At 63.0% G+C, this 14,468-nt stretch carries 18 protein-coding genes; 9 read left to right on the top strand and 9 right to left on the bottom strand.

Going from position 1 to position 14,468, the window contains the following annotated elements; all coding sequences use genetic code 11:
- Positions 1-144: 144 nt before the first annotated feature.
- On the bottom strand, positions 145-681 hold the full coding sequence (locus ASD99_RS10515) for a tetratricopeptide repeat protein (protein WP_057143505.1): 537 nt from the start codon (positions 679-681) through the stop codon (positions 145-147).
- Positions 682-824: 143 nt separating this feature from the next.
- Between ASD99_RS10515 and ASD99_RS10510 the strand changes: the two genes are divergently transcribed.
- The 3 genes from ASD99_RS10510 to ASD99_RS10500 all read left to right on the top strand — a co-directional run bounded on the left by ASD99_RS10510 (position 825) and on the right by ASD99_RS10500 (position 3,397).
- Positions 825-1,250: a DUF3775 domain-containing protein gene (locus tag ASD99_RS10510; protein ID WP_056595479.1), complete on the top strand. Its 426-nt coding sequence runs from the start codon at positions 825-827 to the stop codon at positions 1,248-1,250.
- A gap of 186 nt (positions 1,251-1,436) precedes the next feature.
- A complete protein-coding gene (locus tag ASD99_RS10505) occupies positions 1,437-2,465 on the top strand; it encodes an extensin family protein (protein WP_057143519.1) in 1,029 nt (342 codons plus the stop codon).
- A 116-nt stretch (positions 2,466-2,581) separates the two neighbouring features.
- Entirely contained in the window at positions 2,582-3,397 is an 816-nt protein-coding gene (locus ASD99_RS10500) for an extensin family protein (RefSeq protein WP_057143504.1), read from the top strand.
- A gap of 39 nt (positions 3,398-3,436) precedes the next feature.
- Here ASD99_RS10500 and ASD99_RS10495 read toward each other — a convergent pair whose 3' ends face one another.
- Positions 3,437-4,156 carry a gamma-glutamylcyclotransferase gene (locus ASD99_RS10495; RefSeq protein ID WP_057143503.1) on the bottom strand — a complete coding sequence of 240 codons (720 nt, stop codon included), beginning with the start codon at positions 4,154-4,156 and terminating at the stop codon, positions 3,437-3,439.
- A 110-nt stretch (positions 4,157-4,266) separates the two neighbouring features.
- On the opposite strand from ASD99_RS10495, the gene ASD99_RS10490 reads away from it, so the two are divergent.
- The 3 genes from ASD99_RS10490 to ASD99_RS10480 all read left to right on the top strand — a co-directional run bounded on the left by ASD99_RS10490 (position 4,267) and on the right by ASD99_RS10480 (position 6,812).
- On the top strand, positions 4,267-4,968 hold the full coding sequence (locus ASD99_RS10490; RefSeq protein ID WP_057143502.1) for an LssY C-terminal domain-containing protein: 702 nt from the start codon (positions 4,267-4,269) through the stop codon (positions 4,966-4,968).
- 55 nt (positions 4,969-5,023) lie between these two features.
- The gene (locus ASD99_RS10485) at positions 5,024-5,275 is read left to right on the top strand and encodes a hypothetical protein (protein WP_057143501.1); all 252 of its coding nucleotides are present in this window, start codon (positions 5,024-5,026) and stop codon (positions 5,273-5,275) included.
- A gap of 226 nt (positions 5,276-5,501) precedes the next feature.
- The gene (locus ASD99_RS10480; protein ID WP_056595491.1) at positions 5,502-6,812 is read left to right on the top strand and encodes a hemolysin family protein; all 1,311 of its coding nucleotides are present in this window, start codon (positions 5,502-5,504) and stop codon (positions 6,810-6,812) included.
- 15 nt (positions 6,813-6,827) lie between these two features.
- Here the strand turns inward: ASD99_RS10480 and ASD99_RS10475 are convergent, their stop codons facing one another.
- Positions 6,828-7,082, bottom strand: coding sequence for a DUF1127 domain-containing protein (locus ASD99_RS10475; RefSeq protein ID WP_082525773.1), 255 nt, complete (start codon positions 7,080-7,082; stop codon positions 6,828-6,830).
- Positions 7,083-7,306: 224 nt separating this feature from the next.
- Between ASD99_RS10475 and ASD99_RS10470 the strand changes: the two genes are divergently transcribed.
- Positions 7,307-8,824: a winged helix-turn-helix domain-containing tetratricopeptide repeat protein gene (locus ASD99_RS10470; RefSeq protein WP_200950982.1), complete on the top strand. Its 1,518-nt coding sequence runs from the start codon at positions 7,307-7,309 to the stop codon at positions 8,822-8,824.
- A 38-nt stretch (positions 8,825-8,862) separates the two neighbouring features.
- On the opposite strand, the gene ASD99_RS10465 is transcribed toward ASD99_RS10470, so the two are convergent.
- Both ASD99_RS10465 and ASD99_RS10460 read right to left on the bottom strand, forming a co-directional pair.
- A complete protein-coding gene (locus ASD99_RS10465) occupies positions 8,863-9,789 on the bottom strand; it encodes a DMT family transporter (RefSeq protein ID WP_056595985.1) in 927 nt (308 codons plus the stop codon).
- 103 nt (positions 9,790-9,892) lie between these two features.
- Complete coding sequence (locus ASD99_RS10460) at positions 9,893-10,873, bottom strand: quinone oxidoreductase family protein (RefSeq protein ID WP_057143500.1); 981 nt, start codon at positions 10,871-10,873, stop codon at positions 9,893-9,895.
- A 97-nt stretch (positions 10,874-10,970) separates the two neighbouring features.
- On the opposite strand from ASD99_RS10460, the gene ASD99_RS10455 reads away from it, so the two are divergent.
- Positions 10,971-11,384 carry a winged helix-turn-helix transcriptional regulator gene (locus tag ASD99_RS10455; RefSeq protein ID WP_082525762.1) on the top strand — a complete coding sequence of 138 codons (414 nt, stop codon included), beginning with the start codon at positions 10,971-10,973 and terminating at the stop codon, positions 11,382-11,384.
- 55 nt (positions 11,385-11,439) lie between these two features.
- Here the strand turns inward: ASD99_RS10455 and ASD99_RS10450 are convergent, their stop codons facing one another.
- Positions 11,440-12,045, bottom strand: a complete 606-nt coding sequence (locus ASD99_RS10450) for an NADPH-dependent FMN reductase (RefSeq protein ID WP_057143499.1) — start codon at positions 12,043-12,045, stop codon at positions 11,440-11,442.
- 103 nt (positions 12,046-12,148) lie between these two features.
- Here ASD99_RS10450 and ASD99_RS10445 point away from each other — a divergent pair, with 103 nt between their 5' ends.
- Positions 12,149-12,517 (top strand): winged helix-turn-helix transcriptional regulator, encoded by a 369-nt coding sequence (locus tag ASD99_RS10445; RefSeq protein ID WP_056595500.1) that lies wholly within the window; start codon positions 12,149-12,151, stop codon positions 12,515-12,517.
- 149 nt (positions 12,518-12,666) lie between these two features.
- On the opposite strand, the gene ASD99_RS10440 is transcribed toward ASD99_RS10445, so the two are convergent.
- The 3 genes from ASD99_RS10440 to ASD99_RS10430 form a co-directional block, all read right to left on the bottom strand.
- A complete protein-coding gene (locus tag ASD99_RS10440; RefSeq protein ID WP_057143518.1) occupies positions 12,667-12,870 on the bottom strand; it encodes a hypothetical protein in 204 nt (67 codons plus the stop codon).
- A gap of 117 nt (positions 12,871-12,987) precedes the next feature.
- Complete coding sequence (locus ASD99_RS10435) at positions 12,988-13,383, bottom strand: acyl-CoA thioesterase (RefSeq protein WP_056595507.1); 396 nt, start codon at positions 13,381-13,383, stop codon at positions 12,988-12,990.
- 106 nt (positions 13,384-13,489) lie between these two features.
- The gene (locus ASD99_RS10430) at positions 13,490-14,431 is read right to left on the bottom strand and encodes a phosphoribosylaminoimidazolesuccinocarboxamide synthase (RefSeq protein WP_057143498.1); all 942 of its coding nucleotides are present in this window, start codon (positions 14,429-14,431) and stop codon (positions 13,490-13,492) included.
- Between the last annotated feature and the right edge of the window lie 37 nt (positions 14,432-14,468).

The raw sequence follows: 14,468 nt of genomic DNA, 5'->3' as shown, positions 1-14,468 counted from the left end.
CTCCTGCCAAAATCTCCTGACACAAACTGTCCAAGACACTTCAATCACATAACAAAAAACCCCGCCGAAAATCGACGGGGTTTGTCAGCAGTCTGAAGCGGCCGCGATCGCTCGCGGCCGCTTCGAACAGCCCTGGGGGCCTTTTCAACTTCTCATGAAATGGTCGATCTGCTCGGACAGCATGCCGTATTCACGCGAACCCTTGCCGGTCCGCTTCTCAATCTCCATCAACTGCTGCTGGGCGCCGGCCAGATCGCCAATCTGCAGATGCGCTTCGCCGAGATATTCGCGCACCAGCGTGTAATTGGGGTCGATACGCAGCGCTTCCTCGTAGTAGCCGAGGCCGACGGTGATGCGGCCGGAATGGCGGTGCGAATAGCCGAGATAGTTGAGGATGCGCGGATCCTGCTTGTTGGCGGCCAGGCTGAGCACGGCAATCGCCTCGTCATAACGCCCGGCCATCGCCAGCGCATGGCCTGCATCATAGATGCTGTCGTCGTCGAGCATGCCTTCCTGGGGCGCGACGCACTTTTTCTTCTTCTTGTCCCAGACTTCGCCCTTCTTGCACTGGGTGACGGTCTGATCGCTGCCACCGCTACTGCCGGCGGCGAACGTCGGGACGGCGAAGAACTGGAGAGCGACCAGCGCGGTTGCAGCCTGGATCAGCATTCTTTTATGCATCGAAGCCTCCTTGAGGGGTGAGAATGCAACACTAACGCCAGACGGTTCGCGTTTCATCCCGGAAAAATGCGAGCGGGAGAACATCAGGTGACGGACGCTGCAAATTCGCTATCATCCGGCAAACGACCTGACGGAGACGGCCCGTGCAGCGGTGGCTTGAAAAGGACTGGGACCTTTCGATCGGCCCCGACACCGTGCGTCTGTTCATCCTCAAGGCCAAGGCGCTGAGTGCCGCCGTCAATGAAGACTATGCCGATGGCGCCGAGCACGAGGTCGAGCTCGACGGCGAGTCCCATGTCAACCATCACCATGACGGCCTTGCCGAGGAAAGCTCCGAGAACCTTACCGAAGAAGAGCTGCGCGAGCTGATCAACGACCTCAATGTCGATGAAGCAGCCGAACTGATCGCGCTGGCCTGGGTCGGTCGCGGCGACTACGACGCCACCGAATGGGCGGACGCGCTTGCCGCGGCGCGCGAACGCGCCAACAAACGCACCGCAAAATACCTGCTTGGCATGCCGCTGCTCGCCGACTGGCTGGAGGAAGGGCTGGAAGCGATCGGCGCGTAACGACGCGGTTACCGTTCGTGATGCGACGCAGGCAACCTCCCTGCCTCGGCGCCGTTGAGGGCCATGGGGTCGATTGTCTTTTCCCGAACATGCAGGATCGCATTGCTCATGGCCGTCACGGCTTTGCTGGTGATGCCGGCCGAGGCCAGACATCGCCATCGGCATCACAAGCCGCTGACGCCGCGGGTGGAGCAGCCGCTGACGCCGCGGGTCGACCAGCCCCTGAAACCGCGGGGCGGGCAGCGCCTGAAACCGCGGCGCCACCGGCAGGTCACGCCGAACCGGACACAGCAGAAAACGCAGGCTCCGCTGCCCTCGCCTGCCGATGTTCCGGTGCCCGGGCCCGGTATTCCGGTGCCCGAGCCACGCCCGGCGGAGGCTCCGAAGGCCGACGCTGCAAAGACCGAGGAAAAGACGGAAGGTCCGAAGACCGCCGGAGCGCCCGACCGGTTCAATGAAGAAAAATCCCATCCAAAAAGGCAGGTGCGCCCTGAACCCTCTGCCCCGGAGCCGCCAGCCGTCGCGCCAACGCCGACACAAAAGCCTGACATCGCGGAGCCCGAGGCTCAAGCGCCGGCAGTCGCCCCACAGCCGCCGCAAAAGCCGGCGGACGCAGGCGACAAGAAGATGCTGCCCGACCCGCGCTCGGCCGATCTGCCCGACGGCAAGATGCCCGCTGAGGAAGTCGCTTGCCGCGAGCGGCTGAAGGCGCTCGGCGTCGAATTCGAGGAGCACAAGGCGGAAAGCAATCCCGAAATCGGCTGCTCGATCCCTTACCCGATCGTGATCAAGACAATCGGCAAGTCGATCGCCATCGCGCCGGGCACCGAACTCAATTGCCCGATGGCCGAGGTGGCCGCGCGTTTTGCGGCAAATGTCATCCAGCCGGCCGCGAAAGCCGATTTCGGCGCCGATTTGAAATCGATCAGCCAGGCATCGGCCTTTGTCTGCCGGCCACGCAATGGCACACGAAAACTGTCGGAACATGCCTTCGGCAACGCCCTCGATATCGCCGGCTTCACGCTGTCGGACGGCAAGAAGATCGAGATCGGCCCGGCGCCGCCCGAGCAGGACGCCAAATTCCTCAACGCCGTGCGCAAGGCCGCGTGCGGACCCTTCAAGACCGTACTCGGCCCTGGCGCCGATGCCGATCATTCCTTGCATTTCCATCTCGATCTCGAACCGCGCCGGCACGGGGGGACGTTCTGCCAGTGAGCATGGCTGGTCAGACCGCGTGCCGCAATTCGGCCGCAGGCATGAACGCGGGCGCTGAGTTTTCCTTTACCCTTGATCGTTAAGATGCCGGAGATCTGGGAACAGGGATTCCGCTCATGGCCGGAACATTTTGCGCCGCGCTTGCCGCAGTGCGGCAATCGAGACGCATGCGCTCGACAGTCGGCGGGCTGGCCGCCGGCCTTGCCCTCGTGGCGCTTTCCGCCTGCAACACCGGCAGTGTGCTGTCGCTTGAACCGGCCGTCGACGTCGGATCCCAGACTGCCGCCGTGCCGCAATATGCCGGCATGCAGAAGCTTGTCCCCTCCAATCCCTATATGACGCAGGCCGCTTATCCGCGCATGGACGAGCCAATGTCGCCGGTCGAGCAGATGCCGGCCAGCGAAACCGACTGCCGCCAGCAATTGAAGCGCCTCGACGTTGCCTTCACCGACCTGGCGCCGATCCATGAAGGCCAGTGCGGCATCGATTATCCGGTCAAGGTCTCGGCCATCGGCAACATCCAGATGAAACCCGCCGCGACGCTGACTTGCGACATGGCCGCCACCTTTGCCGGTTGGACGAAGAATGAACTCGTTCCCTCCGCCCGCTGGCGCTATTTCTCCGGCGTCAAGACCATCCACCAGGGCTCCAGCTATTCCTGTCGCAGGATTGCCGGCGAAGGTGTATTGTCCGAGCATGGCAAGGGCAATGCACTCGACGTCATGAGCATCGAGCTCAACAATGGCGACGACATCGATGTGCGCAAGCCCGGCCTGTTCGCCTTCCGCACCCGCGGCTTCCTCAACAATGTGCGCGCCGACGGCTGCCAGTATTTCACCACCGTGCTCGGCCCCGGCTACAATTACGACCACCGCAACCATTTCCATTTCGACATCAAGAACCGCAGGAACGGTTATCGCGCCTGCCGCTAGAGCATGATCTCGAAAAGTGGATGCTGGCTTCGGAAACGATCAGGCAGGATCGGCGCCACCGGTGGAAGCGATGATTTGCCGTGCCACCAGATCCTGGATATGCCACAGATTCCGGTCGCGAATGCCGCTTTCCTCCAGTTTACCGACAGTCCGGAACAGGTATTGCGCCGACGAACCCCAATGCCCAGCAGCCCGTGCCAGCGCGTCCGCAACCTGTTCCAGCGGCACCCTTCCAGCATAAGCCCTACCGTCTGGAGCAGCAACGAAGGCCAGGGCGCACAGTGGACCCTCCTTGGTCTTGACCTTGATCCAGCACGGCACGTTAGTTGGCGGATTCGCATCGACCTCGCGGCGCATCAACTGGCCGAGTTGCCCGAAATGGTCTTCGGCTGGCAGTCGATAAACGATGCCATTGCAGCTGCCGCCACGGTCGAGAGCCATCATCAGGGCCGGCAAATCGCGCGTTCCACGCCAGCGCGTCAGCTTCAGGCAGAATGAGCGGTGCCAACCTGGCGCCGTGGCCGGGCGCTGCTCGACATGGACGAATTCGGGATTCCAGATAAGCGAGCCGTAAGCGAAAACCCACAGCGTTTCGGGTCTGTATTCGGCAAGCACCTTTTCGACCAGATCATCGAACTCCGCGTCGGTATGCTCGCTGGTTCCAGGCTCTGGACCGGGATCCGGCTCGATACGATCGACCCTGGCGACAAGCTCGGCGGTCAACGCCATCGATCTGTGGCCTGCCGGCTTCCGTTTCATTCCTGCCCCCGCGCAAAAACGATGGCTGACGATAGACCGCCAGCGCGTGCTTGGCCATTGATTTCCAAGATACGTCAGGCAACAGATACCGCTGGGATCGAGCCTCCTTCATGAGCCAACGAAGCCTTCGACGACGCGTTGCGATCTGGGTGGCGGCCTTGCTGGCCGCCTATCTGGCGCTCGCCTATTTCGCGGCACCTGAATTCTGGACATTCCGCGATCGCGGCTTTCGCAAGCAGAGCTTCGAGATGGTGACGCACACGCCGCAAGGCATTCCGGGCGACCCCATCAATGTCGGTCTTGTCGGCACGCAGAAGGAGGTGGTCCATGCCTTCGCCGTCGCGGGCTGGGACACCGCCGACGCGGTGACCTTGAAGACCGCGATCGAAATTGGTGAAAGCGTGCTGTTCGACCACCCCTACCCCGATGCGCCGGTCAGCAGGCTGCTGTTCGACGGCCACGCCCAGGATCTCGCCTTCGAAAAGCCGGAGGGCTTCAGCGCCGATCGCCGGCATCATGTCCGCTTCTGGCAGACCGGTGCGACCGGCGATGACGGCCGGCCACTGTGGCTGGGCTCGGCCAGCTTCGACCGCGGCGTTGGCCTAAGCCACGACACCGGCGCCGTCACCCACCATATCGGCCCCGACATCGACGCCGAGCGCGACTTTCTGATGCGCGATCTGGCGACCGCCGGTGTGTTGATCTCGACCAGCGATATTGCCGGCGTCGGCGCCACCAGCACCGGACGCAATGGTGGCGGCGATCCATACTTCACCGATGGCGAGGCGATTGTCGGTGTACTGAAACAGTAGGTCGCGCGAACCTTGCGAGCCGAGACAGTCCGGCGGTTTCAAAAGGGAGGTTCTGATGTTCGAAGCGGAAAGTGTGGTGAACAGCGACTGCAGGGCCTGGTTCGACCCGAAGCCTGAAGAGCGTCGCCGCCTGTTGTTCGCCTCATTCGAACCGGACGGCACGTACATCGATCCGACGGCGCAAATCTCCGGAGCCGAGGCGCTGCTCCATCACATCGATCAGGTCGTGAAAGCCCGTCCCGGCCTCTGGCTCGAACGGACGACCTTGTCGATATCCATCATGATTTCCTGCGTTTTGGCTGGGTAGCGAGAGGCGACAACGGATTTCGAGGCGCCGACAGCATGGACATGTGCCGCGTTTCCAAACGGGGGAAGCTGTCACTGGTCGTTGGCTTTTTCGGACCCTTCGCAGCAATGCCAAATCCCTGACGGTTCCCTTACCGCCGCGGATTCCCTGACCGAAGTGCCGGTCATTTCTCAAAAAACACGCCGGACTATTTTCGAAGACCGCGCGGCAATGCTATTGACCGCTCATGCTATATGTCGAAATCGCTATCGTGGTCGTCCTCATCTGCGTGAACGGCCTTTTGTCGATGTCCGAGCTCGCCATCGTCTCGTCGCGCCCGGCCCGGCTGAAAGCGATGATCGACCGCGGTATCAATGGCGCCGGCCGCGCGCTTGAGCTTGGCTCGAATCCCGGCAAGTTCCTGTCCTCGGTGCAGATCGGCATCACCCTGGTCGGCGTGTTGTCAGGCGCCTTTTCCGGCGCCACACTTGGCGAACGGCTGGCGCGGTTCTTGGCCTCGACGGGCATGCGCGAGAATCTCGCCGACCCGCTTGGCGTCGGCATCGTCGTTGCCATCATCACCTATTTCTCGCTGATCGTCGGCGAACTTGTGCCCAAGCAGATCGCTCTGCGTGATCCCGAAAGGGTCGCCGCCAGGGCCGCTCCGGCAATGACCATCCTCGCCACCGTCTCGGCGCCGCTGGTCTTCCTGCTCGACTTCTCAGGCCGCGCCATCCTGTGGCTGCTCGGCCAGCGCGGCGAAAGCGAGGAGAAGGTCACCGACGAGGAGATCAAGATGCTGGTCGCCGAGGCCGAGCATCACGGCACCATCGAATCCGACGAGCGGCGCATGATCGCCGGCGTCATGCGGCTTGGCGACCGCGCCGTGCGAGCGGTGATGACGCCGCGCACCGAGGTCGACTGGATCAATCTGCAATCCGACGAGAGCGCGATCCGCAAGCTTTTGATGGAAACCCAGCATTCGCGCCTGCCGGCCGGCGACGGCGGCGTCGATGTCATGGTCGGCGTCGTCCAGACGCGCGACGTACTGGCGGCAATGCTTGCCGGCCGCGTGCTCGATCCGCGCAGGCATGTGCGCGCCGCACCCATCGTCTACGACCAGGCCGACGCGCTGGATGTGCTGCAGAAGCTCAAGGAATCCGACGTGCCGATGGCGCTGGTGCATGACGAATACGGTCACTTCGAAGGCATCGTCACCCCGGCCGACATCCTCGAAGCCATCACCGGCGTGTTCCGGGCGGACACCGACGCCGGCGATGAGGAAAACGCGGTCAAGCGCGAGGATGGCTCATGGCTGCTCGCCGGCTACATGCAGGCCGACGAGATGGCCGACATTCTCGGCATCGACCTGCCGGAAAACCGCGACTACGAGACCGTCGCCGGCTATGTGCTGGCACACATGCACCATCTCCCGGCGACCGGCGAATGCGTCGACGCGCAGGGCTGGCGCTTCGAGGTGGTCGATCTTGACGGCCGCCGCATCGACAAGCTGATCGCCACCCGCCTGCCCGGCGTTCACCGCGAGGCGGTGCGCTGACTGTCGATGATCGCCCTATCGTTCCCAGAAGGGCTTGGCGATCTCTCCCTCGACCTGCTGTATCGTCAGACCGATATCGTCGATCAAATGGGGATTGTCCTTCGACATTTGCCTGAGTTGCCAGCGAAAGCGTATCCGCTCGCGCCAGGTCCGATCGTGCCAGGTCGCGATGATGCTTCGCAGGGTCGTCAGGTGCCGACGCGACGCCGGCCCCACCGGCGTTTCAGGCCGCGCTGCACAATGCAAGGCCGAGGTGAGGGTATTGGTCATGGCAACCTCCATATGGTTTGAGGGCCGGAGGGCTCTCGAAAGAGGTTGAATTCTGCGCGATACGGACAGCGCCGTAATTAAGCCTTCCCAAATAGTTCTCAAAACTTCCAAACCGGGTAGAGCAGTTTTCCGGTTCACGGAACCAGCAAACTGCTCTAACTCTTTGTTTTGACGCAACTCCGGCCGGAAAACCGTTTCACACTTTTCCTGGAATTGCTCTATAGATGCGCCCTATGCAGGGATCGCGTTTTGCCTTTGGTCCGTTCGTGCTTGATCCGGGTGCGGGAACGCTGCTTCGGAACGATGTGTCCGTTGCCGTTGGCTACCGCGGGCTAAATCTGCTCGCGGCGCTCGTCGGACGGCCCGGCGAAATTCTGGGGAAAGCCGAGTTGATGGACGCGGCTTGGCCGGGCACCGCCGTGGAGCAAGGCAACCTCACCGTCCAGATCGCGCAGTTGCGCAAGCTGCTTGGTCCGGCCGCCGACGGCGGCGAATGGATATCCACCGTTCCGCGCGTCGGCTACCGTTTCACGGGAACCGTCGAACAGCTCGCTGGCGCGAAGCGAAAGCCCTTGCCGCTGCCTGGCAAACCATCGATAGCCGTGCTGCCCTTCGTCAATGTCAGCAACGATCCCGAGCAGGACTCCTTCGCGGATGGGTTGACCGAAGACCTGATCACCGACCTGTCCAGAATCTCCGGCCTGTTCGTCATCGCGCGCAACTCGGCCTTTGCCTACAAGGGAAAGGCGACGGACGTGCGCGAGATCGCTGAAGACCTTGGCGTGCGCTACCTGCTGGAGGGCAGCGCAAGACGCGCCGCGGGGCGCGTGCGCATCAACGCACAGCTGGTCGACGCGGTGAGTGGCGATCATCTGTGGGCGGAACGCTTCGATCGCGGCCTGGAGGATATCTTTGCCGTTCAGGACGAGGTGACGGCCAAGATCGTGGAGGCGCTGCTCGGCCGGCTGCGCGCATCGCCGCCGCGCAATCGGCCCAAAAATCTCGAGGCCTACGACCTCTGCGTGCGGGCGCGCAAGCTGATCGACGACTCGCCGCAGATGGCGCAGGAAGCGCATCTGATGCTCACGCGCGCGGTGTCGCTCGATCCTGACTACGCCGAGCCCTATCGCTGGCTTGCCATGAACCACTGGATGGGACAGGTGCATTGGGGCGGACCAACTGAAGCTGCCCGCAGCGTTGCCTTGGAACTCGCCCGCAAGGCCGTGGCGATCGATCCCAATGATGCTGGCTGTCGCTGGATTCTGGCTTATCTGCTTGCCTATGAGCGCAGCTTCGCCGAGGCGGATGCCGAATTCGCCAAGGCGATCGAGCTCGACCCGAACGAGGCCGACACCTGGGCGGCATTATCCGACATCGCGGTCCTGACCGGGCGGGTCGAAGAGGGCCTTGAGCATATCAGCAAGGCGTTCCGGCTGAACCCGTTTCCGGCGAGTTGGTACTATCTGACGCTCGGCCAGGCGCAATATGCGGCGCGCGACTACGAAGCCGCTATCGAGACACTGCGCAGGGACGAGACTTATCGTACAAGCTCACGCCGTTTCCTGGCGGCAAGCCTGGCCCAACTCGGCCGGCTCGACGAGGCGCGCGCCGAGGTCGAACTGTTCCTCGTCGGCAACCCGCATTTCACGACCCATCACTGGGCCACAACGGAGCCATTCCGCGACACCGCTATGCTTGAGCATTTCGTTGACGGCTTTCGCAAGGCCGGTCTTCCCAAGTGACGCGCAGGCGTGATCCCGGCATCACATGACTTGCTCCCTCAAACTGCGGCCTCGATTGGCTCGGCAAGTTTCGGATTTGCCCGCGCGGCGATCAGGCAGCCGGCGACGATCAGGCATGCTCCGGTCAGCGTGGTCCAGGTCGCCTCCTCGTCAAAGAAGAACCAGCCAAGCGCGACCGCCCAGATGAAGGCCGAGTATTCGGTCGGGATCAGATATTGCGCTTCGGCGCGGGCGTAGGACCAGCTCATCAGGAATTGACCGGCAAGCGACAGCACCGTCACCCCAGCCAGGGGAAGCCAAAGATTGCTCGGCAGCGCGACGGCGAGCCAAGGTGCTGCGAGGCCGAGAAAGATGGCAACGCAAAGGTTCTGGAACAACATGATCTCGATCGGCTTGGCCAACTGCGCCTGTTGCCGGGCGAGGATCAGATTGTAGCCGTAGAACACCGTCGATACGAGCACCGCTGCCGTGCCAAGCATGGCATCTTGCGAATAGCTTGCCTGCCCGAACTGGCCGGCCATGATGATCGCGACGCCGGCGATGCCAGCCAACGATGCCCAGACGGCCTGCCGCCGGATCCGTTCGCCCAGCAGCAGCGCGGCAAGGAAGAGCGCAAACAGGGGCGCGACAAAGCTCAGCCCGATCGCCTCGGCGAGCGGCAGCCTGGCGAGACCCCAAAAGAAGGATATCAGGACGATCCCGACAATTGCGGCACGCAGCGCATGCAGCCTCAGCACCGGAAAGGTTGGCGTTGCGCGCGGCCCTGCCGACCAGGCAGCACCCGCGACCACGGTCGCGACCATGCTGCGCCAGAGCACCGTGTTGTAGACGCCCACCGCAATAACCAGGGTCTTCATCGCCGCGTCCATCCCCGACAGCAGGAAGATCCCGAGCGCGCATACGAGCACCGGGATCATCGGGGAAACGGCGCCGGTCAGGCTGGATGTCTTCACGGCTTCACTCATGTGACGGATTGCAGCCGGATATATCAGGGCAAGACAGCGCGGCCAGATGGCAGGACCATCGATGTAGAGGTCCAATCCGATTGGCGTGGTGTCCGCTGCGAAACTAGGGCATCAGCACCACCTTTCCTGTCGAGCGGCGCTCGTCCAGCAAGCGGTGTGCATCGCCGGCCTGATCGAGCGGGAAGCGGCCGCCGATCGCTACCTGCAGACGGCCGCTCGCCGCCAATTGGAACAGCTCTGACAGGTTGGCTCTCAGCACATCGGGAGACAACAGCGGCAGTAGCGCGAAACCCCTGAGCGACTGGTTGCGGCCGATCATCGCCTCCAGATCGGAAGCCGCGAGCGCATAACGGCCGAGTGCCGCGAACACCAGTTCGCCGCCAGGCGCCAGAGCCTGCAGCGACGCAGCCGTCAGCGCGCCGCCAACTGTATCGTAGATGATGTCGACGCCCTTCCCGTCCGTGACGTCGCGGACGCGGGCGGGCCAATCCGGATTGGTGTAATCGACTCCGGCATCGGCTCCCCGCGAGAGGCAAGGATCGAGCTTGGCCTTGCCGCCGGCGGCTGCGATCACCTGGCGGGCGCCCTTCAGCCTGGCCAGTTGGATCAGCAACGATCGCACGCCGCCCGACGCGGCCGGGACCAGCACCGCCTTGCCCTCTGGCGGGCTTTGCCGAAGCAGATAAAGGGCGGTCAGCCCCTGCACCATCAAGGCCGTCGCATCCTCAAACGGCAGCGAGTCCGGCAGCGGCACGACGAGGTCGGCTGACATCGTCACCTGCTCCGCATAGCCGCTGTGAGGACGCCGCGACATGAACAGCGGCGCCGCCCCACGGGTTCCGAGCAGCTGTGTATCCACGCCTTGCCCGACGGCCTCCACGACGCCCGCCGCCTCGACACCGAGGATCATGGGAAGCTGCGGCGTCACCGCGTAGCGGTCGGCCCGCATCAGCACTTCGAAGAGGTTGATGCCGGCGGCATGAACGCGGATCCGCACCTCGCCAGCCTGCGGCACCGGTGTCGGCAGATCGACCACCTCCAGCACGTCGGGACCGCCGAAGCGGCTGAGTTGAATGGCTTTCATGGCAAACTCCGATCGCACTGGCATCGCCAGCGGTTTGCCACTATCTGCGGAGCCTCGACTACACACTCATTTGTCCCCTGCTGACCAGGAGGTGACCATGCCCAATCCCAACAGAATGCCCGTCAAGAGACTGCCGACGCTGCCGGCGGAACGGGCGCTGAAAGTGATCGCGGGGCGCTGGAAGGCGGTCATCCTCTACCATCTCTTCGATGGTCCCCGGCGGCTGTCGGCGCTGAAGGCGATCATGCCCGGCATCACCCAGAAAGTGCTGATCCAGCAGCTTCGCGAAATGGAAGTACATGGTCTCGTCAGCCGCGAGATCTTCGCCGAAGTGCCCTCGCGCGTCGAATACTCGGCGACGCGCCTCGGCCTCAGCCTCGAGCCGATCCTGCTGGCGCTTTGCCAATGGGGCCAGCATCACGCCGACGAATTGAACGAGATGGGCCGCCTCGCCGACTGCGTTATCCGGCCGAGACAGGCACAACAAGACGGCATGGCCTCCCCCAATTGAAAAGGGCGGCGCAAGCGCCGCCCCATATCCTTGGGAGGATAATTCGAACCGGCGGTCAGGCGGCCTTGACTTCCTCGGCGACGGCATCGGCCTGCCGCGCTGCCTTGAGCACCTTGGCCCACCAGGCAACGTCGTTGACCAGCGCGGTGGCGGCCTGGTTCAGATGCTCGAGATCTTCCAGCTTCTTCTCGCCCTGGCGGACGGCGAGGAAATCGCTCCAGGCGATATGGACAGCCGACTTGACCGGCGCCATCTGCAATTCGACGGCATGAAGGCGGAGCTGTTCGACGGCGCGGGCACCACCGACGCTGCCATAGCCGACAAAGCCGGCCGGCTTCTTGTTCCATTCGTTGGCTGCGTAGTCGATGGCGTTCTTCAGCACGGCTGTCGGGCCGTGATTGTATTCGGCGGCGGTGAAGATGAAGCCGTCGAATTCGGCGACCTTCTTCTGCCAGCGCTGTGCCACTTCATTCGTCGACGGCACCCAGGCGGAGGATGCGACCTCGTCGAAGAAAGGCAGCGGGAAGTCGCGCAGGTCGACGACTTCGACGTTGATGTCGGCATGTGACTTGGCGATCTTGGCGATCCATTGGGTCGGTACGTCGGCAAAACGCGCGGCGCGCGTCGAACCGACGATGATGGCGATCTTGGGTTTTGACATGGGGCTCTCCTAGTAAGCGATTCCGGGGCAAGTAAAGCTGGTATCGTTTGGATACCGGCGCTATATGAGATACTGCCAACTCGAGACGCAAGGAGGCACCGTTTTGTTACTGAGGCACCCGCACAACACCGAAGACTGCCGCGCCGTCTCGGAAATCCTGCAGCGCGTCGGCGACAAATGGACCGTTCTGGTCGTCGGCAAGCTGGGCGACGGACCGCTGCGCTTCAATGAATTGCGCGCAGCCGTCGGCGGCATTTCGCAGAAGATGCTGACCACCACGTTGCGCGGGCTGGAGCGCGACGGCTTCGTCACTCGCACGGTGTTTCCGACCATACCGCCGCGTGTCGACTATGAGCTCACCGAGCTCGGTCATGAGCTGCTGATCCCGGTCAGCGCGCTAGGCGAATGGGCGCGCAAGAACACCACGCGCGTCAAGGCGGCGCGCGAAAAATTCGACGGCATGCACGTTTGAAACCCTTGGCCAGCAAGGGATGCAGTCCGCGCGTGACTTCGGCTTGACCTGATCCGGAATTCCATCTCGGCCGTGCGGATCGCTGCCCGACCGCACGCAGTGTGTTCACTGGCGTATTGCCTCTGTGCCCCATCCTCTGACGGCTGATCTCAGGCTTCTGACGGGCTGCCATCACATCGCATCGCGGCACAGATATCACACCGGGCGGCCCGCTCGCCGAGGGCCGGGTGGTCATGCGTGCAGGCAATGCGCGAGATGTCTTCCTTCACCTCCGCATAAGCGGTCACGCCGAGCAGGCAGGTCGTCGCGACCAGGGCTGCCACGAGCCAGCCGTTCAGCATATGTTGACGCATTGTCTCTCCTCCGACGCCCACACAATCGGGCCTGGAGGCAACCATTGGATGTCGCGAAAAGCGCCTCCCGAACGGGCGCTGTTACAAATGGCCAAGCATGGGAGAAAACGGCTTCCGTCAGCCTTCGGCGGGAACCGCTTTCGGCTTGCCTTCGCCGTCCAGCGCCACCATGACGAAATCGGCATGGGTGACCTTTTCCATCAAGTCGGAGAGGTAGCGCTGCGCCCAGGCTTCGACCTTGAGCGTCATCGAGGTGCGGCCGACGCGCTCTACATGGGTGTAGATGCACAGCGTGTCGCCGATCTTCATCGGCTTGGCGAATGACATCTCTTTCACCGCGGCCGTCACCACGCGGCCCTTGGCGCGCTCGGCGGCGCGGATGCCGCAGGCAAGATCCATCTGCGCCATCACCCAGCCGCCAAAAATGTCGCCGGCGGCATTGGCATCCGAAGGCATGGCCAGCGTGCGCAGCGTCAGATCGCCGAGCGGCCGTCCTTCAGCGTACTGCACCATGGGAAAATCCTTCGAGACCGGTTGCCCTCGATCCCGTATCGTCACGGCGCCGAGAGGTCAACGCGCCACTGCCGACTGTACCCCTCAGCGAGGGCTCGCCTGGCCGCTAAAAGTAACGCTTGAGGTTCGTGCGAATGCGATCGAGCACGCTGTCCCCGGAAAGGTCGGGAGAGAATTCCCTGCCCGTGATCGCCTCATAGGCCTGCGCATAAACCCTGGAGGCCTGTTCGACGATCTCGTCGGGTATTTTTGGGATCGGGTCGCTGTAGGGATCGCACCGCGCCGAGACCCACGACCGGATGAAATCCTTGTCAAAACTCTCCGGCCGGCTGCCGCTGGCGATCGCCTGTTCGTAACTGGCCGCGATCCAGTACCGGCTGCTGTCCGGCGTGTGGATTTCGTCGGCGAGAATGATGGTCCCATTCTTGTCGGTGCCGAATTCGTATTTGGTATCGGCGAGGATGAGACCGCGCTCGGCGGCACGCTGCTGGCCACGGGCGAACAGGCGCAAGGCGTAGTCCGACACGGTATCCCACTGCGCCTGCGCAAGCAGGCCCTGTTCGAGGATCTCGGCTTTGGACAGCGGCTCGTCATGACCGCCATGCAGAGCCTTGCTGGTCGGTGTGATGATCGGCTCCGCCAGTTTCTCATTGTCGCGCAGGCCGTCCGGCAGGCGCATTCCATACATGTCCCGATCACCGCGCCGGTACCTGGTCAGGATCGAGGTGCTGGTGGTTCCCGCCAGATAGCCGCGCACCACGATCTCCACCGGCAGGATGTCGAGCCTTGTGCCGACGACGACGTTCGGGTCGGGGTATTCGAGAACATGGTTCGGGCAGATGTCTGCGGTTTCCTCGAACCAGTAACGCGCCGTTTGGGTGAGGATTTCGCCCTTGTACGGGATCGAGGTCAGGATGGTGTCGAAGGCACTGAGGCGGTCGGTTGCGATGATGATGCGCCTGCCATCCGCCAAATCATAGTTTTCGCGGACCTTGCCACTGTAGTGGCCCGGCAGTTCGGGAATGAAAGCATCCGACAGGACACGCATATGATTTTCCTGCCTTCCGCAGAGTGGCCAGAGCATG

Source organism: Mesorhizobium sp. Root695 (genome assembly GCF_001428185.1).
Taxonomy (GTDB): Bacteria; Pseudomonadota; Alphaproteobacteria; order Rhizobiales; family Rhizobiaceae; genus Mesorhizobium.
This window is presented reverse-complemented; position numbering and strand designations above follow the sequence as displayed.

Coding starts and splice junctions, on each gene's coding strand:
- ASD99_RS10515 (WP_057143505.1), bottom strand. CDS start 681: ATGCATAAAAGAATGCTGATCCAGGCTGCAACCGCGCTGGTCGCTCTC.
- ASD99_RS10500 (WP_057143504.1), top strand. CDS start 2,582: ATGGCCGGAACATTTTGCGCCGCGCTTGCCGCAGTGCGGCAATCGAGA.
- ASD99_RS10495 (WP_057143503.1), bottom strand. CDS start 4,156: ATGAAACGGAAGCCGGCAGGCCACAGATCGATGGCGTTGACCGCCGAG.
- ASD99_RS10490 (WP_057143502.1), top strand. CDS start 4,267: ATGAGCCAACGAAGCCTTCGACGACGCGTTGCGATCTGGGTGGCGGCC.
- ASD99_RS10485 (WP_057143501.1), top strand. CDS start 5,024: ATGTTCGAAGCGGAAAGTGTGGTGAACAGCGACTGCAGGGCCTGGTTC.
- ASD99_RS10480 (WP_056595491.1), top strand. CDS start 5,502: ATGCTATATGTCGAAATCGCTATCGTGGTCGTCCTCATCTGCGTGAAC.
- ASD99_RS10475 (WP_082525773.1), bottom strand. CDS start 7,082: ATGACCAATACCCTCACCTCGGCCTTGCATTGTGCAGCGCGGCCTGAA.
- ASD99_RS10470 (WP_200950982.1), top strand. CDS start 7,307: ATGCGCCCTATGCAGGGATCGCGTTTTGCCTTTGGTCCGTTCGTGCTT.
- ASD99_RS10465 (WP_056595985.1), bottom strand. CDS start 9,789: ATGAGTGAAGCCGTGAAGACATCCAGCCTGACCGGCGCCGTTTCCCCG.
- ASD99_RS10460 (WP_057143500.1), bottom strand. CDS start 10,873: ATGAAAGCCATTCAACTCAGCCGCTTCGGCGGTCCCGACGTGCTGGAG.
- ASD99_RS10455 (WP_082525762.1), top strand. CDS start 10,971: ATGCCCAATCCCAACAGAATGCCCGTCAAGAGACTGCCGACGCTGCCG.
- ASD99_RS10450 (WP_057143499.1), bottom strand. CDS start 12,045: ATGTCAAAACCCAAGATCGCCATCATCGTCGGTTCGACGCGCGCCGCG.
- ASD99_RS10440 (WP_057143518.1), bottom strand. CDS start 12,870: ATGCGTCAACATATGCTGAACGGCTGGCTCGTGGCAGCCCTGGTCGCG.
- ASD99_RS10435 (WP_056595507.1), bottom strand. CDS start 13,383: ATGGTGCAGTACGCTGAAGGACGGCCGCTCGGCGATCTGACGCTGCGC.
- ASD99_RS10430 (WP_057143498.1), bottom strand. CDS start 14,431: ATGCGTGTCCTGTCGGATGCTTTCATTCCCGAACTGCCGGGCCACTAC.